19 protein-coding genes are annotated in these 22373 nt (G+C 73.5%); 12 read left to right on the plus strand and 7 right to left on the minus strand.

The genetic code is table 11. From position 1 onward, the window contains the following. Positions 1–77: 77 nt before the first annotated feature. Positions 78–3578, minus strand: a complete 3501-nt coding sequence (locus AC27IY_RS14705; protein WP_487178274.1) for a S8 family serine peptidase — start codon at positions 3576–3578, stop codon at positions 78–80. 144 nt (positions 3579–3722) lie between these two features. Next, positions 3723–5165: a glycosyltransferase family 39 protein gene (locus AC27IY_RS14710; RefSeq protein ID WP_487178275.1), complete on the minus strand. Its 1443-nt coding sequence runs from the start codon at positions 5163–5165 to the stop codon at positions 3723–3725. Between the two features lie 235 nt (positions 5166–5400). Between AC27IY_RS14710 and AC27IY_RS14715 the strand changes: the two genes are divergently transcribed. The 3 genes from AC27IY_RS14715 to thyX all read left to right on the plus strand — a co-directional run bounded on the left by AC27IY_RS14715 (position 5401) and on the right by thyX (position 9742). Next, on the plus strand, positions 5401–7527 hold the full coding sequence (locus tag AC27IY_RS14715; RefSeq protein ID WP_487178276.1) for an anthranilate synthase component I: 2127 nt from the start codon (positions 5401–5403) through the stop codon (positions 7525–7527). An 84-nt stretch (positions 7528–7611) separates the two neighbouring features. Next, positions 7612–8871: an amidohydrolase family protein gene (locus tag AC27IY_RS14720; RefSeq protein ID WP_487178277.1), complete on the plus strand. Its 1260-nt coding sequence runs from the start codon at positions 7612–7614 to the stop codon at positions 8869–8871. A gap of 88 nt (positions 8872–8959) precedes the next feature. After that, entirely contained in the window at positions 8960–9742 is a 783-nt protein-coding gene (gene thyX, locus AC27IY_RS14725) for an FAD-dependent thymidylate synthase (RefSeq protein WP_344206182.1), read from the plus strand. A gap of 31 nt (positions 9743–9773) precedes the next feature. Here the strand turns inward: thyX and AC27IY_RS14730 are convergent, their stop codons facing one another. Both AC27IY_RS14730 and AC27IY_RS14735 read right to left on the minus strand, forming a co-directional pair. Then, positions 9774–10082 (minus strand): ubiquitin family protein, encoded by a 309-nt coding sequence (locus tag AC27IY_RS14730; protein WP_329578499.1) that lies wholly within the window; start codon positions 10080–10082, stop codon positions 9774–9776. Positions 10083–10085: 3 nt separating this feature from the next. Beyond that, positions 10086–11165, minus strand: coding sequence for a WD40/YVTN/BNR-like repeat-containing protein (locus AC27IY_RS14735; RefSeq protein WP_487178278.1), 1080 nt, complete (start codon positions 11163–11165; stop codon positions 10086–10088). Between the two features lie 264 nt (positions 11166–11429). Here AC27IY_RS14735 and AC27IY_RS14740 point away from each other — a divergent pair, with 264 nt between their 5' ends. Then, on the plus strand, positions 11430–12227 hold the full coding sequence (locus AC27IY_RS14740; RefSeq protein ID WP_487178279.1) for a helix-turn-helix domain-containing protein: 798 nt from the start codon (positions 11430–11432) through the stop codon (positions 12225–12227). 22 nt (positions 12228–12249) lie between these two features. Here AC27IY_RS14740 and AC27IY_RS14745 read toward each other — a convergent pair whose 3' ends face one another. After that, complete coding sequence (locus AC27IY_RS14745; RefSeq protein ID WP_364456113.1) at positions 12250–13347, minus strand: globin domain-containing protein; 1098 nt, start codon at positions 13345–13347, stop codon at positions 12250–12252. Between the two features lie 290 nt (positions 13348–13637). After that, positions 13638–14249: a TetR family transcriptional regulator gene (locus tag AC27IY_RS14750; protein WP_487178280.1), complete on the minus strand. Its 612-nt coding sequence runs from the start codon at positions 14247–14249 to the stop codon at positions 13638–13640. Between the two features lie 88 nt (positions 14250–14337). Here AC27IY_RS14750 and AC27IY_RS14755 point away from each other — a divergent pair, with 88 nt between their 5' ends. The 4 genes from AC27IY_RS14755 (at position 14338) to AC27IY_RS14770 (ending at position 17798) form a co-directional block, all read left to right on the plus strand. Beyond that, positions 14338–15198 (plus strand): SDR family NAD(P)-dependent oxidoreductase, encoded by an 861-nt coding sequence (locus AC27IY_RS14755; protein ID WP_487178281.1) that lies wholly within the window; start codon positions 14338–14340, stop codon positions 15196–15198. Positions 15199–15358: 160 nt separating this feature from the next. Then, positions 15359–16042: a gamma-glutamyl-gamma-aminobutyrate hydrolase family protein gene (locus AC27IY_RS14760; RefSeq protein WP_344206192.1), complete on the plus strand. Its 684-nt coding sequence runs from the start codon at positions 15359–15361 to the stop codon at positions 16040–16042. A 9-nt stretch (positions 16043–16051) separates the two neighbouring features. Beyond that, entirely contained in the window at positions 16052–16987 is a 936-nt protein-coding gene (locus tag AC27IY_RS14765; protein WP_487178282.1) for an alpha/beta hydrolase, read from the plus strand. Between the two features lie 13 nt (positions 16988–17000). Continuing rightward, positions 17001–17798: an enoyl-CoA hydratase/isomerase family protein gene (locus AC27IY_RS14770; RefSeq protein ID WP_344206195.1), complete on the plus strand. Its 798-nt coding sequence runs from the start codon at positions 17001–17003 to the stop codon at positions 17796–17798. Between the two features lie 438 nt (positions 17799–18236). On the opposite strand, the gene AC27IY_RS14775 is transcribed toward AC27IY_RS14770, so the two are convergent. Continuing rightward, positions 18237–18827, minus strand: coding sequence for a class I SAM-dependent methyltransferase (locus AC27IY_RS14775; RefSeq protein ID WP_423447352.1), 591 nt, complete (start codon positions 18825–18827; stop codon positions 18237–18239). A gap of 128 nt (positions 18828–18955) precedes the next feature. Between AC27IY_RS14775 and AC27IY_RS14780 the strand changes: the two genes are divergently transcribed. The 4 genes from AC27IY_RS14780 to AC27IY_RS14795 all read left to right on the plus strand — a co-directional run bounded on the left by AC27IY_RS14780 (position 18956) and on the right by AC27IY_RS14795 (position 22356). Further along, the gene (locus AC27IY_RS14780) at positions 18956–20548 is read left to right on the plus strand and encodes a sensor histidine kinase (RefSeq protein ID WP_344206197.1); all 1593 of its coding nucleotides are present in this window, start codon (positions 18956–18958) and stop codon (positions 20546–20548) included. Then, positions 20545–21216 (plus strand): response regulator, encoded by a 672-nt coding sequence (locus AC27IY_RS14785; RefSeq protein WP_449954138.1) that lies wholly within the window; start codon positions 20545–20547, stop codon positions 21214–21216. Before AC27IY_RS14780 ends, AC27IY_RS14785 begins: the two co-directional genes overlap by 4 nt. A 125-nt stretch (positions 21217–21341) precedes the next feature. After that, positions 21342–21752 carry a hypothetical protein gene (locus AC27IY_RS14790; RefSeq protein ID WP_487178283.1) on the plus strand — a complete coding sequence of 137 codons (411 nt, stop codon included), beginning with the start codon at positions 21342–21344 and terminating at the stop codon, positions 21750–21752. 10 nt (positions 21753–21762) lie between these two features. Beyond that, positions 21763–22356, plus strand: coding sequence for a phosphoribosylanthranilate isomerase (locus AC27IY_RS14795; protein WP_487178284.1), 594 nt, complete (start codon positions 21763–21765; stop codon positions 22354–22356). Positions 22357–22373 lie beyond the last annotated feature (17 nt).

Here is a 22373-nt window from a genome sequence, read left to right on the forward strand (position 1 = left end):
TACTCAGTAACATACGCCGGTCCTGGCGCGGTAGCCCCGGGCCGGCCCCCCGGAGAGGGACCGGCCCGGGAGCGCCGTCAGGGGGCCGTGCGGTCGGGCCGCTCGGAGATCCGGATCGCGTTCACCACCGGCGACCCCACGCGCGTGGCGAAGCGCACGTTGAGCTGCCCGTCGGTCACGCGGACCGTGTACTGCCTGGCCACGGCCGTGTAGGTGCCCGCCTCCAGCGCCAGGTCCAGCGCCGGGATCGCGAGCTGCCCCTCGACCAGCACGTCGAACACGCGCTTGCCGATCTGCGTGCTCTTGATCTCGGCGAAGTCCAGCTCCACCGTGTACGTCCCGGCCGGCACCCCGTCGAAGCGGTACTCCAGCATGCCCTCGCGGGCGGACCGGAACAGCGCCTGGTCCGTCGTCCCCGCGACGGTCCTGGTCGTGCTCAGCGTCCTGCTGGAGGTGGCGACGTAGCCGTGGGAGCCCTGGGCGTACTTGCGGTCCGGCGTCCAGGCGTCCCCGGCGGCGTCGGTCGCCGCCTTCGACCCGCCGACGTCGACCGCCACCTGGAGCTTCGGCACCACGACCTTGACCGCGATCTCGATCGTGGGCTGCCGCCCGCTCGCCGACTTCACCAGGATCTTGCCGGCGCGCACCGCGCCCGCCGCGACCCCGTCGCTGGAGACCGTCACCTTGAGCGTCACCTGCTGCCCGGTGGCCAGCTCACCGGCCGCGGGCGTCACCGCCGCCCACGTCTCGCCCGTCACCGTGTACGGCGTCGCCGAGCCGAGGTTGGTGAGCGTCAGCGTCCGCGTACGGGTGGACCCGGCCGGCATGACCACGGTCAGCTCCGCCGCCGACGCGCTCACCCGCCCGGTCACCAGCTTCGTGTCGATCCTGGTCACCGAGCCCGGCGCGATCGAGACCTGCTTGGTGAAGGTGCCGTAGTGCTCCCTGGACACCGTCACGTCGTAGTCGCCGGCCAGCACCTGGCCGTAGAACGAGCCGTCCGCGCCGGTCGTGAACGTCGCCACGTCGCCCACCTTGACCGTCGCCCCGGCGATCGGCTCGCCGTCGTTGGCGTCGGTGACCGCGCCGGTCACCAGGCCGTGCCGGCTCGCGGTGAACGTCACGCCCTGCCCGGAGGACAGCGCCGCCTCCTCGTAGGAGTAGCGCATCGCGTCCGTGCCGGTCGCGTTCTCGATGCCGACCGTGGCGCTGGTGCCACGGGCGCGCTCGCTGGCGAGGTCCTTGTAGCGGAAGGAGATCGAGCCGTCCTCGCCCAGCAGCGCCGCGAACGAGATCCGCTGCCCGCTGACGTTGTAGAAGGCCACGTCGCGCCACTCCACCACGAACGCCCGGTGCGGGGCCGTGCCGGTCACCGCCGTGTACACCCCGGCCTGCGCGTCCACGATCAGGTCGTCCCAGTACGGGTAGACCGCGTTGTTCGGCGTCGAGGTGGTGGGCAGGTTGCCGTTGCTCGCGGTGGTCACCCGGCTGTCGGCGAAGGTGAGGAACCCGTTCGTGGCGATCCACGCCCGGCTCTGGCCCGCCCCGTAGAACGGCACCGGGAACGGCAGCGTCACCTGGGTGGCCTCGTCGTCGCCGGTCAGCGCCAGCTTCTCGGTCCCCGCCACGTACGGCTGCGCCCCGCCGCGGCAGGTGTAGCCGAACCCGTCGCCGCGCAGCGGCAGCTCGATGTCCTTGGTGACGTTCCCGGCCACCGTGACCTCGGCGCTCGCCGCGGTCGAGCAGCGGGAGGCCGGGGTGACGTCCAGCTCGTAGGAGCCCTCGGGCAGCGTCAGGCTGTAGCGGCCGGCCGCGTCGGTGACGGCGCTCACCGGAGTGCCCCTGGCGGCCACGCTCGCGCCCGCCTCGGGCGTGCCCGCCGTGCTGACCGTGCCGGACACCGTGCCGCCCGGCTTCTGCGTCATCGGCACGTCCGCGGTGGCGCTCTGGCCGGCGGCGATCGTCACCCGGGCGGTCGCCGTGTCGTAGCCGAACTTGGCCGCGGTCAGCTCGTAGTCGCCCTCCAGCAGGCGCGGGATCGTGTACCGGCCGTCCGCGCCGGTGGTGACCGTACGGGTCACCGCCCCGGCCACGGTGACCGCCGCCCCGGCGAGCGGCGCGCCGCCGGAGGTGACCGTGCCGCTCAGGTCGCCGGTCTCGCCTCTCGGCGCGGCGTTGACGGCCGCGTACGCGTCGAGCCGGCCCTCGCCCCAGACGTTGTTGTCGGCCGCGGTGCCGCCGCAGCTCGTGTCGTTGACGTCCACGGCGGTCGAGTCCAGCAGCGGCCGGGTGTTGGCCACGTCGCCCTGCAGCGCGGGCGAGGCCGACCAGATCAGCGCCACCGTGGCCGCCACGTGCGGCGAGGCCATCGAGGTGCCGGTGTAGCTGTCGTAGGTGCCGCCGGGGGTGGAGGAGCGCACGTTCACGGCAGGGGCGGAGATGTTCGGCTTGATCTCGCCGCCCTCGCCCTCGCCCTTGCTGGAGCGGGCGTACACGGCGTTGTTGACGTCGAAGCCGCCCGCGCTGTAGCTGATGACGTACTGGCCGGGGGAGCCTGAGGTGTCACAGGCCGGGCCCTCGTTGCCGTTGGCGAAGGCCGGGAAGATGCCGGCCGCCACCCACGCCTCGACCGTCTCCTTGTACCAGGGGTCGTAGCCGTCGCCGCCCCAGGAGTTGTTGACGATGTCCGGCGCGAGGTCCGGGCGCGGGTTCCGGCCCGAGGCGTCCGTGGGCGCGAGGATCCACTGCCCGGCGGCCAGCAGGGAGGCGTCGGTGCAGGTGTTGAGCTCGCAGCCCTTGGCGGCGATCCAGCGGGCGCCGGGGGCGACGCCGATGCCGTTCGCGCCGACCATGGTGCCCATGACGTGCGTGCCGTGGCCGTTGTTGTCGCACGGCGCGGACGTCGGGCAGACCCGGGCCGGGTCGAACCAGTTGTAGTCGTGCGTCACCGTGCCGTCGGGGTTCTTGCCCCGGTAGCTCGCGGCCAGCTCGGGGTGGTCGAACTGGGCGCCGGAGTCGATCGTGGCGACCACGATGCCCTCGCCCCGGTTGCCCGTCTCGCTCCACACGCGCGGGGCGCCGATCCTGTCGATGTTCCACTCGACCGCGTTCACCCGCGCCTCGGCCGTGGCCTTGTCCGGCTTGGGCAGGCTGAGCGTGCGGACCGGGGCGATGGTCTCGACCTCGGGCAGCTTGGCGATCTCCGCGGCCAGCTTCTCGTCGGCGGTGACCCGCACGGCGTTGACGATCCAGAACGAGGTGTAGTCGGCCGAGCGGGCGTCCAGCAGCTTGCGCAGGCTCCGCTGGGCCGACTCGGCACGCTCGGTCTTGGACTCGACCACCAGCTCGGTCTTCGCCTGCTTGGTGGCGGCCCGGCGGGCGCCGCTCAGGTCGGCGGCCCCCTTCATCCGGACCCAGAAGGTGGCCTTGCCGTCCTGCTCCAGCTCCGCCTGGACGACGGCGTCGATCTTGCCGGGCTCGGCCGCGGCCGCGGCCTGCGGGAACAACGCCTGCGGGGATAACAGGGCGGCGGCGACGAGCCCGGCCAGGGCCGCCCGCCTTCGGGGGGTGATGAGCACACGCTCTCCTTCGAGTGATCTTTCCGCCTCTGTCGGAAAGAGTGAAGCGCGCATGTCGGGAAAGCAAGACTTGTCGTAAACCGTGACATGACAGAGAGATAGGAGATTCGGTCATGCCCAAAAGCGGGCCCGCGCCGGCGCGGGTCAGCTGAAATGCCGCCAGCGCGGCCAGGTGACCGACCAGGGGGTGCGCAGGTCCCGGCAGAGCCACACCGCGAGGCCCTGCTCCTCGTTGTCCAGACCGGCCCCGTTGTCGACCGTGGCCCGCCGCTCGCACGTCCCGAACTGCTCGCGGATCCGCGGCCCCACGTTCACCAGCACCGCCGTGGTGGCGGTGTCCGGCGGCGGGCCGAACAGCCAGAGGTGGTTGTGCCCCGAGTACACGCGCGGCACCCCGGCCCGCGCCAGCGCCCCGTGCTCGCCGTAGCTGCCGGTGAACACCATCGCCGTCGCCCGCTCGGCCGGCGGGATCGCGGCGCGCACGCCCTGCACGGCCGCCACGAACTCGGGCCAGCCGACCGACTCGCGCGCCACCTCGTTGATCGCCGGCACCGGCGTCCCCGCCAGCTCCGCCACCGGCACCAGCGGCAGCGCCAGGACCGCCGAGCCCAGCCCGCTGAGCGCGAGGCCCGCGCCCGCCGCCAGCCGGACCCGGCGGGCCGCCGCGGCCGCCGACACGCAGCCGGCCGCGAACAGCAGCAGGATCAGCCCGGCGGTGTAGTCGAAGCGCCCGCCGGCGATCAGCGTCAGCGCCGCGGCCACCGGGTAGGCCACCGCCAGCGCCCGCACCCGCCGGTCCCGCCACAGCCGGACGAACCCGAACGCCGCGATCACCGACACCGCCGGCCCGAACAGCGTGAGCTGCATCGGCACGTACATCATCCGCAGCTCCGCGCCCTTGTCCGCGCTGAGCGCCGCCGCCATCTTGAGCTGCGGCCAGTCGTTGGCCACCTGGTAGAGCAGGTTCGGCACGGCCAGCGCCAGCGCCAGCAGGCCGCCCGCCCACAGCCAGGGGCTCGCGAGCACCCGGCGCGGCCCCGCGGCGAGCAGCCCGGCCGCCAGGCCCAGCACCAGCAGCGCGATGAGGTGCTTGTTGTAGGTGGCGAGCCCGATCACCGCCCCCGCGGCGAGCCACCAGCGCGGCTCCCGCTCCCGCAGCAGCGCCTTGAGCAGGAACAGGATGGCCGCCGCCCACAGCGGCAGATCGAAGCTGAGCGTCAGCAGCGAGTGCCCCGCGATGAGGGTGTACGCCCCCGTCGCCGTGCCCGCCGCCGCCAGCGTCTGGGCGGCCCGTGAGCCGTCCAGCTCCCGCGCGATGAGCGCCACCAGCCACACCAGGACCGCCATGGCCAGCGCGGGGAACACCCGGATGCCGGTGATCGTGTCGCCGAAGAGCCGGATGCCCGCCCCGGCCAGCAGCGGCGTCAGCGGCGGCTGGTCGACGTACCCCCAGCCGGGGTGCTCGGACAGCACCCGGAAGTACAGCTCGTCGCGGTGGTAGCCGTAGGAGGGGCTCAGCGCCAGCAGCGCCCCGAACAGCAGGACCGCGACCACCGAGACCGACCGCCACGCCAAGGGCCGCTCCATGAACGCCCAAGCTAGATCCTTCGCGCGCCTTTTGTCACGGCCGCGGCGTGGCCGCGTTGCGCGATCTTGGTCGGCGGGTTAACCTGTCGGCATGCGAAACAGCGCTCAGCTCCAGTGGTGGCGCCGCTCCTAGGCGGCGCGAGTTTCGCATTCCTCATGGACGGCCGCCCCGGAAGGCGGCCTTTCTCGTGTCCGCCCCCGGGGCTCGATCATTTCACGTGGTAAGGGGCAGCAAGTGGAGACGAGCGGATATACCACCGCCGGGGGGATCGGCGTCGAGCGCGAGGCTCGCGAGGTCGACGAGGCGGCGCTCGAAGAGATCGTGACCGCCCTCGGGGAGCGCCGCGGCGGCGCCTTCTCCTCGGGCATGGACTACCCGGGCCGCTACAGCCGATGGGCCTTCGGCTACGTCGACCCGTGCCTCGAACTGGTCGCCCGCGGCCGCACCATCGCGGCCACCGCGCTCAACGAGCGCGGCCGCGTCGTCCTGCCCGCCGTCGCCTCCTGCCTGCTGGCCGCGGGCAAGCCGGTCAGCGAGCCGACCGCCGACCGGGTCGAGGTGCACGTCCCCGAGTCGGAGGACCTGCTCCCCGAGGAGCAGCGCAGCCGCCGGCCCACCGTCTTCACCGCCATCCGCGAGGTCATCGCCGCCTTCCGCGGCGACGACCCGCACCTCGGCCTGTACGGCGCCTTCGGCTACGACCTGGCCTTCCAGTTCGAGCCCATCCGGCAGGAGCTCGTCCGCCCCGACGACCAGCGCGACCTGGTGCTCCACCTGCCGGACCGGCTCGTCGTCGTCGACCGCCAGCGCGAGACCTGCGTCGAATACCGCTACGAGTTCACCGTCGACGGCGCCACCACCCGCGGGCTGGAGCGCGCCGGCTCCGCCACGCCGCTCCGCGAGCCCGGCGAGCTGCCCCCCAACCCGGTCAGGGGCGACTACGCCAAGGTCGTCGCCGCCGCCAAGGAGAAGTTCAAGCGCGGCGACCTGTTCGAGGTGGTGCCCGGCCAGGTCTTCCACGCCGCCTGCACCGACCCGGCCGCCTTCTACCGCGGCCTGCGCCGCAGCAACCCCGCCCCGTACGAGTTCCTCATCAGCCTCGGCGAGGGCGAGCACCTGGTCGGCGCCTCGCCCGAGATGTACGTCCGGGTCAGCGGCGACCGCGTCGAGACCTGCCCCATCTCCGGCACGATCGCCCGCGGCAGCAACCCGGTCGAGGACGCCGAGGCCATCCGCACCCTCCTGTCCAGCGTCAAGGAGGAGTCGGAGCTGACCATGTGCACCGACGTGGACCGCAACGACAAGTCGCGCATCTGCGTCCCCGGCACCGTCAAGGTCATCGGCCGCCGCCAGATCGAGCTCTACTCGCGCCTCATCCACACGGTCGACCACATCGAGGGCCGCCTGCGCCCCGAGTTCGACGCCCTCGACGCCTTCCTCACCCACATGTGGGCCGTCACCGTCACCGGCGCGCCCAAGACCTGGGCCATGCAGTTCATCGAGGACCACGAGGCCACCACCCGCCGCTGGTACGGCGGCGCCATCGGCTTCATCGGCTTCGACGGCTCCATGAACACCGGCCTCACCCTGCGCACCGCCCAGATCAAGAACGGCGTGGCCACCGTCCGCGCCGGGGCCACGCTGCTGTTCGACTCCGACCCCGAGGCCGAGGAGCGCGAGACCGAGCTCAAGGCCAGCGCCCTGCTCGGCGCCCTCGCCGCGGTCAACGAGCCCGGCGCCGTCCCGGTCGCCGAGACCCGCCCGCAGCCAGGACTCGGCATGAAGGTGCTGCTCGTGGACCACGAGGACTCCTTCGTCAACACCCTGGCCGACTACTTCCGCCAGGAGGGCGCCGACGTCGTGACCCTGCGCCACGGCTTCCCGCCCCACATGATCGACGACATCGCGCCGGACCTCGTCGTGCTCTCGCCCGGCCCCGGCTGGCCGTCCGACTTCGGGATGTCCGCCCTGCTCGACCAGGTCTACGCCCGCGACCTGCCGGTCTTCGGCGTCTGTCTCGGCCTGCAGGCCATGGTCGAGCACGCCGGCGGCACGCTGGAGCTGCTCGGCTACCCCGAGCACGGCAAGCGCGGCGAGGTCGGCCGGCTCGGCGACAGCGCCCTGCTCGACGGCCTGCCCGAGCGGTTCACCGCCGCCCGCTACCACTCGCTGCACGCCAAGCAGCCCGGAGTGGTCGGGTTCGAGGCCACGGCGCTCACGCCCGACGGCAACGTCATGGCCATCGAGGACCCCGAGCGGCGCCGTTTCGCCGTGCAGTTCCACCCCGAGTCGATCCTGACCCAGGAGGGCGGCGCGGGCGCCAAGGTCATCGCGAACGTGCTGCGCCTGTCCCGCCGGTGACGCCGGCTGTGTGAAAACGGCCGTGTGAAAACGGCTCCGTGAAAACGGCCGCGGGGGCGTGCGGGGCTCCCTTAGAGTCTCCGCATGCTCCCCGTAGAACTGCCCGTCACGGTGCGTGACGCGCTGCTGGCCCCGCTGGTGGACCACCACTGCCACGGGGTGCACCGCGACGACCTGAACCGGGCCCGGTTCGAGCTGCTGATCAGCGAGGGCGGGGCCCCGGCGCCGCCCGGCACCACGCACTTCGACACGCCGTACGGGATGGCGGTGCGGCGCTGGTGCGCGCCCGTGCTCGACCTGGAGCCGCACGCCCCGCCCGCCGTCTACCTCTCCCGCCGGGCCGACCTCGGGGCCGTCGAGGTCAACCGGCGGCTGCTGGCCGCGGCCGGGGTGGTCGCGTTCCTGGTCGACACCGGGACCGAGGATCTCGACCTGCTGTCGGCCGCCGAGATGGGCCGCCACGGCGGCGCCGCCGCCGACGAGCTGGTCCGCGTCGAGCAGATCGAGCAGGACGTCGCCGAGAGCGCCGCGCTCGCCGTCGACTACCTCGACACCCTGGGCGAGGAGCTGTCCGCCCGCGCCGCCCGTGCCGTCGGGCTGAAGACCGTCGTCGCCACCCGGTGCGGGCTCGACTTCGACCCGGCCCGGCCGAGCCGCGGCTCGGTGATCGCCGCCGCCAACCGGCGGCTCGCCGCGCCCAGGGAGCCGCTGACCGACCCGGTGCTGCTGCGGCACCTGCTGTGGAGCGCCGTGGACGTGGCCAGGGAACGCGGCCTGCCCCTCCAGCTCCACACCGGCTTCCCCACCTCCGCCGCCCCCGTCCCGCCCCAGCCCGACCCCGCCGACCCCGGCCGCACGGGTAATGGCGGGCGCGGGCTGAGCGCGTCCGAGCTGCTGCTCAGCGGCCTCGTCGCGGCCCCTGAGCCGCCCGGCCCGCACCGCGCCGACCCGGTCCGGCTGAGCGCCTTCATCGCCGCCCTGCAGCCCCTGAGCGTCCCGGTGATCCTGCTGGGCTGCTACCCGTTCCACCGCCAGGCCGCCTACCTCGCCGGCCTCCACCCGCACGTCTACGTGGACGTCGGCCTCGCCCTGCCGCACACCGCGGGCGCCGCGGCCCGGGTCATGGAGGACCTGCTGGAGCTGGCCCCGTTCCACAAGCTGCTGTTCAGTTCCGGCTCGCGCGGCCTGGCCGAGAGCTGCCTGCTCGGCGCGCTCTACTACCGCCGCGCCCTCGGCACGGCCCTGGCCGGGCGCGTCCGCGACGGCGAGTGGAGCGCCGCCGACGCCGCCCGCATCGCCCACATGATCGGCTCGGGCAACGCCCGCCGCGTCTACCGCCTCTGACCGGCCCGTTTCCCAAACGGCCTCTCACCTGGTTGGATGCATGACTGCGGTCACCGAATACCCGAACGAGCGGGGGGCTCAAGAAAACATGCGCAGTGTCGAACCCGAGGTCTTCGTCGTCGCCCGTCCGGCGCTCGACTACGACGAGCTGGCCCGCTACCTCTCCGAGGTCGGCGGCGAGAGCTGGCTGGAGCGGCTCGACCGCGGCGACCTCGACGCGCAGAACCTCGCCGAGTTCGCCGGCCGGCTCTGCTACCGCTCCTTCGAGCCGGGTCTCAACCCCAACGTCGTACGCATCCGGGAAAACCAGGACGAATACCTGCGCAACATCCTGGCCAGCGCGCACGGCTCGGTCCTGGAGCACGTCAGCTTCAGCTTCGTGCTGCACAACGTGAGCCGGGTGCTCACCCACGAGCTGGTCCGGCACCGTCCCGGGGTGGCCATCTCGCAGGAGTCGCTGCGTTTCGTCCGCCTCGACGAGCTGCCGTTCTGGTTCCCCGAGTGGGCGCAGGCCGACGCCGAGCTGATGAAGCGGGCCACGGCGGTGCTGGAGCAGCTTGAGCAGTTCCAGCTCTGGATGGCCGGCCACTTCGGGCTCGACGAGGAGGGCGTGCCGTTCTCGGAGAAGAAGCACCGCACCTCGTTCATGCGCAGGTTCGCCCCCGAGGGCCTGGCCACCGGGCTGGTGTGGACGGCCAACGTGCGCACGCTGCGGCACACCATCGAGGCCCGCACCGCCGTGGGGGCGGAGGAGGAGATCCGCCTGCTGTTCCAGCGCATCGGCGAGCTGATGCGCGAGGAGGCCCCCGCGCTCTTCGGCGACTACGTCGTCGAGGACGGCGCCTGGATCCCCGGCTGGCGCAAGGTCTGACCCCGCCCCCGCCCCGGCGGGGCCGGTCAGGTCAGGTCAGGGCGGGCAGCACGTAGACCTCCGCGCCCGGCGGGAGGGCGCAGTCGAGCCCGCCGAGCCCCCGGGCGTTCTCGCCGCAGACGAACATGCTGATGTGGCGGCGGATGCGCCCGTACTCGTCGCGCAGCCGCTCCTCCAGCAGCGGATGGGCGCGGCGCAGCGACTCCAGCGCCGAGCCCAGGGTGGGCGGGGAGTCGCGGTCGGCGCCCACGGCGAAGACCTTGACCTCGGCCCGGCCGCTCACCCACCGCCGCAACGTGCTGGGCAGCACGAAGACCACCATCGTCACCGATCCGGCCATGGGTCAGAGCACCGCCGCACGCACGGTGAGCACGTCGGGCAGGTGCCGGGCCACCAGGGTCCAGCTCTCGCCGTCGTCGCGCGAGCAGTGGACCTCGCCGTCGCGGGTGCCGAAGAACAGGCCCGCCTCCGACATGGTCATCGCGTCGCGCAGCACGGCGGCGTGCACCGGCCCCTCCGGCAGGCCGCGCTCCAGCGCCCGCCAGGTGCCGCCGGCGTCGTCGCTGCGGTGGACGCGGTAGCGGTGGCCGACCGGCGTGCGGTCCATGTCGGCGTGCAGCGGCAGCACGTAGAGGGTGTCCGGCCGGGTGGGATGGGCGACGACGGGGAAGCCGAAGTCGGACGGCAGCGAGGAGCCGATGTCGTGCCAGGCGCCGCCGAAGTCGTCGCTGCGGTAGACGCCGAAGTGGTGCTGGAGGTAGAGCCGTTCGGGGTCGACCGGGTCGGGCGCGACCTTGTGCACGCAGTGCCCGAACTCGGGGTATTGCTGCCCCTCCGGCAGGAACGGCGCTCTGATGCCCTGGTTGGCCGCCTCCCAGGACAGCCCGCCGTCGGAGGTGCGGTAGAAGCCGCCCGTGGAGATCGCCACCCCCATCACCCGTGGATCGGCGGGATGGCAGACGATCGTGTGCAGGCACAGCCCGCCGCCGCCCGGCACCCAGCGCGGGCGGTGCGGGTGCTCCCACAGCCCCTCGACCAGCTGGTAGGTCACGCCGCGGTCCTCGGAGCGGAACAGCGCGCCCGGCTCGACCCCGGCCCACACGACCTCGGGCTCGCTGGGGGAGGGCACGAGCTGCCACACCCGGGTCAGGGTGGTCTCGGTCTTCTCGGGGAAGGCGATCGGCGGCCGCTCGGCCTCGTCCCAGGTGCGGCCCAGGTCGTCGCTGTACATGACGGACGGGCCGAAGTGGCCGTACTCGATGCCGGCCAGCAGCCGGGGGGCGGGGGCGCGGGTGTCGACGGCCACCGAGGGGACCGCCACCGTGGAGAACTGGATCGGCTCGACCTCGAACGGGCCGCCGTCGCGGGAACGGGCGAGGAACAGGCCCTTGCGGGTGCCGATCGCGAGCAGTGCGTCAGTCATCGGATCTCCTTCAGCGTGGAAGCTGGTCTCGGAGCGGGAGCGGAGGATGCGGGCGCGGAGGTGAAACAGCGTCACTCTGGTGAGCGTGTCTCTGGTGAGCGTGTCTCGGTCGGGTGGGGCTTGGCGCCCATCGTGCCACGCGCCGCCGACAACTTCCGGGCACTGGTGGATTCGCCCCGTGACGTCCCCGGCCTCGGCTCGCCGGGCCGCCCATTACCTGGCGGGTAATCGTGGCGCTTCCCTCGGAACGGTAGGTTTTCCGGCATGGGAGCGGTAGCCGTACGAAATGAGACTTTTGGTGAGTTGTTGCGGTCGTGGCGGCAGCGGCGGCGGGTGAGCCAGCTCGACCTGGCCATCGAGGCCGAGGTGTCGGCCCGCCACATCAGCTTTCTGGAGACCGGAAGGGCCCGGCCGAGCCGTGAGATGGTGCGGCGGCTGGCCGAGGAGCTGGAGGTGCCGCTGCGGCAGCGCAACGCGCTGCTGACCGCGGCCGGGTTCGCGCCGATGTATCCCGAGCGGGAGGTGCGCGCGCCGGAGCTGGGGGTCGTGCGCCAGGCGCTGGACCGGATCCTCGCCGGGCACGAGCCGTACCCGGCGGTCGTGGTGGACGCCGCGTGGAACCTGGTGGCGGCCAACGCGGCGGCCGGGATGTTCATGGACGGCGTGCCGGCCGAGCTGCTGAAGGAGCCCGTCAACGTGATGCGGCTGTCGCTGCACCCGCAGGGCATGGGCGGGCGGCTGCTCAACCTGGCGGAGGTGCGCGCCCACCTGCTGCCCCCGATCCGGCGGCAGGCCGAGACCTCGGGCGACCCGCGGCTGGCGGAGCTGTACGAGGAACTGGCCTCCTACACCTACCCCGGCGTGGACCTCAACGTGGCCCACGTGCCCGGCCCGGCCGACATCCTGGTGCCGCTGCGCATCGCGGCCGGCGACCGGGTGCTGTCGATGTTCACGACGATCGCGACGTTCGGCACCCCGCTGGACGTGACGGTGTCGGAGCTGGCGATCGAGACGTTCTGGCCGAGCGACGAGGAGACCGCCGCCGCCTTCCGCCGCAGCTGAACCGCGTGCCCGCGCCCGGCGGTCAGCTCTGGGCGTGGGCGACGTCCCGGTGGATGCGGGACAGGGGCACGCCGTCGGACTGCAGGCGGCGCACGGTCTCGCTGACCATGCCGGGCGGGCCGCACACGTACACCTCGTGCTCGGTCCAGGAGTGGAAGCGCTGCGTCACCTCGGGCAGGCCGCCGCTCATCCCCACCCAGGACGGGTCGCCGGAGACCACCGGCACCACCCGCAGCCACGGGAACGCGGCGGCCATCCTCAGCAGGTCGGGCAGGTCGTAGAGCTCGGCGGCGGTACGGGCGCCGTACAGCAGGTGGATGTTGGGCCGCCGGCCGGAGGCGATGACGTGCTCGACGATCGACTTCAGCGGCGCCAGGCCGGTGCCGCCCGCCACGCACAGGATGTCGCGCCCGCTCTCGTCGTCGGGCGTCATCGTGCCCATGGCCGGGCCCAGCAGGACCGTGTCGCCCACGGCGGTGTGCCGGGTCAGCGCCGTCGACACCCAGCCGCCGGGGACCGAGCGCACGTGCAGCCGGATGGTGTTGTCCGGGCGCGGCGCGTTGGCGATGGAGAACGTCCGCCACACGCGCGGCCAGCGGGAGGTCTGCACGTTGACGTACTGGCCGGGCAGGTACGGCAGCCGCTGCGCCGGCCGCAGCGTGATGACCGCGATGTCGCGGTGGCGCAGCTCGTGGCCGACGACGTCGGCCAGCCACCAGGGCGGGGAGACGCCGGCGTCGGCGTCGGCCGCGCGGATCATGGAGTTGGCCGCGGCGGTGTACGCCGACACCCACGCCGCCTCGATCTCGTGGTCCCAGATGTCGGCGGCGAAGCGGCGGATCGTGGCCAGCAGCGCGTTGCCGATGGCGGTGTAGTGCTCGGCGAGGACACCGTACTTGCGGTGGTCCCTGCCGAGCTGGCCGAGGTAGGAGTCGAGGCCGTCGGGGCTGTCGAGGCTCCAGACGATCCGGGTCAGCGCGCCGAACAGGCGGTCGCGCTGAACGTCCATGGCGGGCGGGAACATGGCGCGCAGCTGCGGGTTCTCGGCGAACAAGCGGCCGTAGAAATAGGCGGTGGCCCGTTCTGCGTGCGGCTCGACGACGGAGAAACTCTCTTTCACCAGGCGCGGATTCAACGACATTTGTACGCAACCCCACTTTGCTGACCGGAGAAACGCTCCGGTCCTCGTCGTTCCACCTCCCTGACGGCTCCGGGTGACGAGCGGCGCGGTCCGGCCCCGGCTACCACGCGCTCGCAAAGGAGTCTTACACCCCGCCTGACGCGTCACAACCGTTTCGCCGCAATAGGGGGCGAATTTCTCCGCGATCGCTTTTTTCGTTATTCCGGGGGCAATTAATCCGAACAAAAGTCGTGTTCGCCTTTTGTGGCGCGAGGGTCCGGAGGGGCGGGTCAGCTCAGGAACGCGGGCCGGAGCATGGCGAAGACGCGGTCCGTCAGCTCCACCCGGTCGGCGTTCCCGTCCGCGCCCTCGCCCGTGCCCTCGCCCGCGCCCTCGTCGGCGCCCTCGTGGGTGCGCAGCCACTCGCGGGCCACCGTGTCGAGCGCGGCCCCGGCGGCGGCCGCCGCGAGATCGGCCTCCAGCGCCGCCACCCCCCGCCCGATCAGCGCCTCGACGATCCGGACGCGGGCCTCGTCGCGCTTCTGCAGGAGCCTCGCCCGCAGCGCCGGGGTGCGCTCGACCAGCCGCATCACCTCGGCCTGCGTGTTGATCCGCGCCTCCCAGCCGCGCAGCACCGCGTGCAGGCACTCCCAGGGCCCCTCCTGCGGCGGCCGGGCGGCGATCTCCTCGGCGACCTGCTCGCCCATCGCCTCCAGCTGCCCGAAGAGGACGTCCTCCTTGCTCGGGAAGTAGCGGAAGAAGCTGCGCCTGGACATCCCGGCGGCGCGCGCGATGTCGTCGACGGTCGTCTCGTCGAACCCGTGCGCCGTGAACAGCTCCAGAGCCCGCCCGGCCAGCTCGGCGCGGACGGCGCGCCGGGTGCGATCCCGCAGACCCTCCATGACCCCAGAGCCTACACCAGTTGCCAGGTGTGGCACTGAGTGTCATATTGAGGGCATTGCTCTACGAACTGTGGGACCGGAGGTTCTCATGCGAGGAAAGACCGTGCTGGTGACCGGCAGCACCGGCGGGATCGGCAAGGAGACCGCACGCGGGCTGGCCGCCCTGGGCGCCCGGGTGATCATGGTCGGGCGCGACCCCGTACGCGCCCGGCAGGCGGCCGAGGAGCTCGGCGCCGGCGGCGCGCAGGTGGAGGCCGTCGCCGCGGACCTGACGCGGCAGCGCGAGGTCGCCAGGCTCGCCGCCGAGGTGGCCGGGCGCTGCGACCGGCTGGACGTGCTGGTCAACAACGTCGGCGTCAACCCGCCGCGGCGCACCCTCACCGAGGACGGCGTGGAGCTCAACTTCGCCGCCCACGTGCTGACGCCGTACACGCTCACCCGCCTGCTGCTGCCCGTGCTCGCCGGCCGGGTCGTCAACATCACCGGCGGCATCCCCGGCGGGCCGATCGACCTGGGCAACCTGCAGGCGGAGCGCCGCTTCATGGGATGGACGTTCAGCCAGTACAACCACACGAAGACGATGCTGATGGCGATGAGCCTGCGCTTCGCCGAGGAGGTGGCCGGCAGCGGCGTCACGGTCAACGTCGCCTATCCGGGCCACGGGCACACGCCGATGAACCGGTCGATGACCATGGGATCGTTCCCCTACGCCTACCGCCCGGTCGTCCCGCTGCTGCGGCTGGCCGCGCCGCACGTGTTCGGCGACCTCACCAAGCCCGCCCGCTCCAGCATCCACCTGGCGTCGAGCCCCGAGGTCGAGGGGGTCAGCGGGGCCTACTTCAGCATGAAGAGCCGCCGGGTGGACTGGCCCGCGAGCGCCCTCGACCGGCGCAACCAGGACGCGGTCTGGGCGCTGTGCGAGAGCCTGGCACGGGAGGCGGTCGCCTGACAGGCGGCAGTGAAGCGGACGAACAGCCTGAAGTCCGATGTGGGGGGATCTTTGGGAGAAGTGACATACCGGAAAGCGCGTACGCCATGATGGGCCTCAAGCCGTCGGCGCTGACGGGCCGGCGGCGGCACCAACTCCATCCTGCCCCCCGGGAGAGCGCATGTCCCGACCGCTGATCGGCATCACCGCCTACTTCGAGGCCGCCCGCTGGGGCGACTGGGTCAGGGAGGCGGTCCTGTCGCCTCCCTCCTACGCCAAGGCGGTGCTGCGGGCGGGCGGAGCGCCGGTGGTCCTGCCGCCGGTCAGCTCGTACGCGGTGGAGGACTACGTACGCGGCCTGAGCGGCCTCGTCCTCGCCGGCGGCGTCGAGGTGGGCGCGGACGCCTACAACGGCGAGCAGGACGCCCGCGTCCCCGAGCCGCAGCCCAACCGCGACCGCTTCGAGCTGGCGCTGGCCCGCGCCGCCGTACGCGCCGACGTGCCCATCCTGGCCATCGCCCGCGGCATGCACGTGCTCAACGTCGCCCAGGGCGGCAGCCTGATCCCGTGGCTGCCCGACTCCCTCGACAGCGACCGGCACGCCGGGCCGGGCGCCCACACGATCCAGGTGAGCGTGACCAGCACGCTCGGCAAGGCCGTCGGCGACCGCGTCGAGGTGGTCGCGCCGCACCACCAGTCCGTACGCCGCCTCGGCACCGGCCTGCTGGCCGTCGCCTGGGCCGAGGACCAGATCGTCGAGGGCGTGGAGCTGCAGGGACACCGCTTCGGCGTGGGCGTGCAGTGGCATCCCGAGCGGGACGGGGACACCCGGATCTTCGATGCGTTCATGGAGGCGGCCCGCTAGGCTGCGATCATGCCGCTGCACCCCCAGGCGCGGAGCTTCCTCGCCACCGCCGGGTCTGACGAGGGCACCGACCACGACGCGCGCACGCCGGAGGACATCCGGCGGGCCCGTGCGGCCCCCGACCCGTACGTGCTGCACCGCGGCCCGCTGACCACGCTGCCCTTCGTCCGCGACGAGCTGGCCGAGAACGTGCCGATCCGCGTCTACCGCGCCGACCCCGGCGACCACCCGCTGCCGGTCGTCGTCTACTTCCACGGCGGCGGCTTCGTTCACGGCAGTGGCTTCGTCATCGGCGACGTCAGGCGCTCCGACGCGATGGGCCGCTTCCTCGCCGTCCGCACCGGCGCGGTGGTGGTGTCGGCCGACTACCGGCAGGCCCCCGAGCACCCGTTCCCCGCCGCGCCCGACGACGCCTGGACGGTCGTGCGCGACATCTTCGCCCGGCCCGCCTTCTACCAGAGCAACGGCGTCGTGGCCGTCGCCGGCGAGGGCGCGGGCGGCAACCTCGCGGCCGTGGCCGCCTGGCAGGCCCGCGACGCCGGCCTGCGGCTGGCCCACCAGGCGCTGGCCTGCCCCCTCCTCGACGCCGCCATGGAGCTGCCGAGCCACCGCGACCACGCCAAGGGCTACCTCCTGTCCGCCGCCGAGCTGGCCTGGTCCCTGCGCTGCTACGCCGGCGACACCGACCCCGCCGACCCGAGGCTGTCGCCGCTGCGGCTGCCCGACGTCGCCGGCCTGCCGCCCGCGACCGTGGTGACCGCCGAGTACGACGTGCTGCGCGACGAGGGTGAGGCGTACGCCCGCCGCCTGGCCGAGGCCGGCGTGCCGGCCGAGTGCCGCCGCTGGGACGGCGCCCTGCACGGCTTCACCGCCCTGCCCGGCCTGTTCGACCAGGGCGCCGAGGCCCGCGACTACCTGGCCGCCCGGCTCAGGCAGGCCCTTTGACCCAGGAGGACCGGTGAAGGACGACGCCTACGCCCGCTACGAGAAGCTGCGCCTCGACACCCCGGCCGACGGCGTGCTGCGCATCACGATCAGCGAGCCCGCCCGGCTCAACGCCGTCGACGCCGCCGCCCACCGCGAGCTGGCCGAGATCTGGCGCGACGCCGACCGCGACGACAGCGTACGGGCCGTCCTCATCAGGGGAGAGGGCCGGGCGTTCTCCTCCGGCGGCGACCTGTCGATGATCGAGGAGATGATGGCCGACCACGCGACCAGGCTGCGCGTGTTCGGCGAGGCCCGCGACATCGTCTACAACGTGCTCAACTGCGGCAAGCCCGTCGTCTCCGCCATCCAGGGCCCGGCCGTCGGCGCGGGGCTGGCGGTGGCGCTGCTCGCCGACATCTCCGTCGCCGGGCGCACCGCCCGCATCATCGACGGCCACACCCGCCTCGGCGTCGCCGCCGGCGACCACGCCGCCATCGTCTGGCCGCTGCTGTGCGGCCTGGCCAAGGCGAAATACCACCTGCTGCTGTGCGAGCCGGTCACCGGCGAGGAGGCCGAGCGCATGGGGCTGGTGAGCGTCTGCGTCGACGACGACCAGGTGCACGAGCGGGCCATGGAGCTCGCCGTCAGGCTCGCCTCCGGCGCGCAGGAGGCGATCAGGCTGACCAAGTACGCGCTCAACAACTGGCTGCGCCTGGCCGGGCCGTCCTTCGACGCCTCACTGGCCATGGAGTTCCTCGGTTTCACCGGCCCCGACGTCGCCGAGGGCGTCCGCGCGCTGCGCGAGAAGCGCCCGCCGGCGTTCGGCTGACACGGGGAGGCTGACGGAGGGGCGTGTGCTTCCGCCCGCTCCGGGTAGGCGCAGATCAATGACGGACCGTCCGGCGAGGTCGAGAACGCCGCCCCGGCGGACGGGCCGGGAAGGCGGCGGGCCGCCGGCCGCGTGCGGGACGACGAAGAAGGGGGTTGCGCGCACACGGAGACCGGGGCGACCCGGGGCCGGCACCGCCGAGGCGATGGCGCCCCGCGCACCCGCCCGCAGGGGACGGGACGGCGCCGAGGATCCTGCCGGCGGGCCGCCCGCGGCGATCACGTCAGGGCCCGTGCGTGATCGGCGAGGCGAGGGCAGGCGGGGTTGATCGGCACCCGGGCGCACCGCGCGGGTGAGCACCTGTGGCGTGAGGTGGTTGAGCCAGAGCTTCCTCCGCCTCGGGTGCGCCCGCCCCCACCCGGTGCGCCCCGGGCAGGGTCACGCCCGGGGCCGCCGGGCGTGGAAGACGAACGCCGGCGGGGCGTTGCGCCACACCGTCCGGCCCGGCACGACCTCCTCGAACCGCTCCGCCAGCAGCGCGCGGAACCGCCGCGCCGAGCTGAGCGGGATCGCGTGGATGTAGGAGAAGGTGGTGAACGCGGCGCCCTGCCCCATCGCCGCCGTCACCGCCCCCAGCAGGTCCCGCTGGGCCTGCTCGGGAAAGGCCGCCCACGGCAGCCCGCTGACCACCACGTCCGCCTGCCTCAGCCCCCGCTCCCGCAGCAGCTCGCCCAGCCGGGCCGCGTCCGCGTGCGCCACGTCCACCAGGGGGAACCGCGCGGCGAGCAGCTTCGCCATCGGCGCGTTCAGCTCCACCGCCAGATGGTGGCCGCGCCCGCCCAGCCGCTGCTGGATCTCCTCCGTGAAGGGCCCCGTGCCCGGCCCGAGCTCGACGACCGTGGGCTCGCCGCGCTCGGGCACCGGCGCGCAGACGGCCGTGGCCAGCCGCCGCGAGCTGGGGGCGACCGCGCCGATCACGGCGGGGGAGCGCAGGAACTGGCCGAGAAAAAGTGCGGTGTCGTTGGACATGCGACGAAAGTACGGCCAAGATCCCTCTACACCGCTCCACCCACCGGGCGTACCTGCGGCCAGTAGGAGGAGGCGGCATCCTTCGACCGGAGGATCAGCGGTTCACGGTGTGCGGATAGCGTGAGTGCATGCGTTGGCGCGGTGTGCCGCTGGATGTCCTCCTGGCGGTTTCGGGAGTGGCACTGGACCTGTTCACCACCGCTCACGCGGGCGACACGACCTACCTGCCGGCCGAGGCGAACCTGCCGATGGGGCTGCTGGCCGGCCTGCCCATGGGGTTCGTCCGCAGCCGGCCGGTGCCGGTCACCCTCTACCTCGCCGCGCTGCTCGTCATCACCGACCAGCTCGGCTCGTACACCTCCAACACCGCGCAGATCCTCCTCTGCGTCGCGGTCGGCGTGGCCGGGTTCCGCTCCGGGCGGCGCGGCACGGTGGTCGCGGCGGCCGCCGCCGTCGCCGCGACCGCGGTCAACATCGCCGACCCCGGCATCGCGCTCACGGTCAACAGCTGGATGTACTCGGTCCTCCTGCCGGTCGTGCCCGCCGTGCTGGGCGCGTACCTGCGCGGCTCGGCCGGGCCGCTGGAGGAGCGCGACGTCACCCCGGACGCGCTGCTGGCCGCCGGGGGCGTGGCCATCACCGTGCTGAGCACCTGGACCACCTGGCATTCCGGCAGCCAGCCCGTCTGGGTGGTCGGCCTGCTGGCCGTGGTGGGCGGCCTGTCGCTGGGGGTGGCCAGGCGGCTGCCCGGCCTGGTCCTGCTCGGCCAGGGCGTGCTGCTGGTGTGCGCCGACACCTATCTCAACGAGGCCGTCAACACCTGCGTGATCCTCACGCTCATCTCCGTCGGCGTGTTCGCCATGCGGGTGGCGTCGGCGGCGTGGCTGGTGGCGGCCTACGCGGCCGGCTGCATGCTGACCGCTATCGCCGTCGTCGGCGAGGGCACCGAGGTCACGCCGTTCCGCGTCGGCGTGCTCATGATGCTGGTCGCCACGCCCATCGCCATCGGCCGCTACCTCGGCATGCGGCAGGCCGCCGCGGCCGCCGAGCGGCTGCGCGCCGAGGAGGCGGCCCGCGCGGCCGTCGCCCAGGTGCGGGCCGACCAGCTCGCCGAGCGCGAACGCATCGCCCGCGACGTCCACGACATCGTCGCCCACCACGTCGGCGCCATGGTGCTGCGGGCCAGCGCCGCCCGCTACACCGCCCCCGACGGCCCGGTCGCCGACGCGCTCAGCGACATCCGCGAGACCGGACACCAGGTGCTGCAGGACCTGCGCGACCTGCTCGACCTGCTGCGCGAGCCCGAGCGTCAGCCGCACCTGCTGGCCGACCCCACCGACGTCGTACGCGAGTCGGCCGAGCGCATGGCCGCCGCCGGCCTCGTCGTGGACCTCCACCTCGACCCCGCCACCGACCAGGCCCCGCTCACCGCCCGCGCCTCGGCGGCGCGCATCGTCCAGGAAGGACTCACGAACGTGCTCAAACACGCCGGCCCCGGCACCCGGGTCAGCGTCAGCGTCGCCCCTGAAGGGGAGGGGCTGTCGGTGGAGATCCGCAACGGCCCCCCGCCCACCGTCATCGAACGCCTGCCGTCCTCCGGCCGCGGCCTGGCCGGCATGCGCGAGCGGGTGCGCGCGCTCGGCGGCACCCTCAGCGCCGGCCCCGACGGCGAGGGCGGCTGGCTGCTGGCCGCGAGCCTGCCCGCGAGGAGCGCCACGTGATCCGCGTCCTGGTGGCCGACGACCAGGCGCTGGTCCGCGCGGGCGTGCGCATGCTGCTGCAGGCCGCGGGCGACATGGAGGTCGTCGGGGAGGCCGAGGACGGCGCCGAGGCGGTCCGCCTGGCCGAACGGCACCTGCCCGACGTCATCCTCATGGACCTGCGCATGCCCCGGGTGGACGGGCTGGAGGCGATCAAGCGGGTGCTGGCCGCGCGGCCGGGCATCAGGATCGTCGTGCTGACCACGTTCGCCGAGGACGCCAACGTGCACGCCGCCCTCCGCGCCGGAGCGGTCGGGTTCCTGGTCAAGGACGACGAGCCGGAGCGGATGGTGGACGCCGTGCGCCGGGCCGCCACGGGGGAGCAGCTGCTCGCGCCGTCCGTGCTTCGCCGCGTCGTCGAACGCTTCCTCGCCGCCGAGGAGCAGGCCGCCGCCCCGGTGCCCGCCGGGCTGACCGAGCGCGAGCTGGAGGTGCTCGCCCTGGTCGGCACCGGCCTGTCCAACGCCGAGATCGCCGAGGAGCTGCACGTCGGCGTGACCACGGTCAAGACCCACATCGCGGCCGCGATGGACAAGCTGGGGCTGCGCAACCGCATCCAGGCCGCCGTGGTCGCCCACCGCGCGGGCCTGGTGGACGCCTCCTTCCGCCCCGTCCGCCGGGGTTCCTGACCTGCGCTCCCGCCCGCTCCGCCGCGGGGCGGACCGGCTCTCATCCCGCAGGCTGACGACGCCCCGAGCCGCGCGTCGCCACCATGAGGTCCCGCACCGAACCTTGCTTCGAAAGGACCTCCGACATGGAGAGCACCACGGTCATGAACCGGCCGGTCACCGGCCAGGTCTCCGCCGGCCTGCTGTACGCGCTCCGCGTGGCGATCATCGCCCAGGCCGCCGCGCTGCTGGTCGCGGCCTCGTTCGCCGGGCAGGCGGTCGAGACCGAGTCCCTGGCCGAGACGCACGTGATGGCCGGGATGGTGGTCCACCTCATCGCCCTGGTGCAGATCGTGCTGGCCGTGCTGGTCTGGCGGCCGGGCCGCGGCGCGGGCTGGCCCGCCCTGGCCAGCCTCGCGCTGTTCGTCCTCGGCATGGCCCAGCACTTCACCTGGGCGGTCCTGGGGGCGCACCTGCCCAACGGGGTGATGCTGTTCGGGCTGATCCTCGCGCTGCTGTTCTGGTCGTGGTCGCCGGCAGCCGCCCGGCGCCGCTAATGTCGTGGGTGTGTACGTCAAGATCTGCGGCCTGAGCGAGCCCGCCCACGTGGCCGCCGCCGTCGAGGCGGGGGCCGACGCCATCGGGTTCGTCATGACCCGCAGCCCGCGCCGGGTCTCGCCCGAGCGCGCCGCCGAGCTGGCCTCGGCGGTGCCCGGGCACGTCCTGACCGTCGGCGTCTTCCGCGGCGAGGACCCGGAGACGGTCCGGGCGGCGGCGCTGACCTCCGGCGTGCGGGCGATCCAGCTCCACGGTCGTCACCCGCACGCCGACTTCCTCGCGCTGCGCGACCTCGGCCCCACCCTGGTCCGCGCCGTCGACTCGGAGGCCGACCTGCGCTGCGGCGCCTACGACGAGGACCTTCTCCTGGTCGACGCCCCGCACGCCGGCTCCGGGCAGCCGTGGGACTGGGCGGCCGTGCGAGGCCGGCCGTCGGGGCGCTGGCTGCTGGCCGGTGGCCTGTCCCCGGACAACGTGGCCGAGGCGATCGCCGCCGCCGACCCGTGGGGGGTCGACGTGTCGAGCGGCGTCGAGACCGCGCCCGGGGTGAAGGACCCGGCCCTCATCGAGGCGTTCCTCAAGGCCGTGCGCAGTGCCGGCTGACCGGTCACGCCCGACGT

The sequence above is a fragment of the Nonomuraea sp. B208 genome, assembly GCF_057536035.1.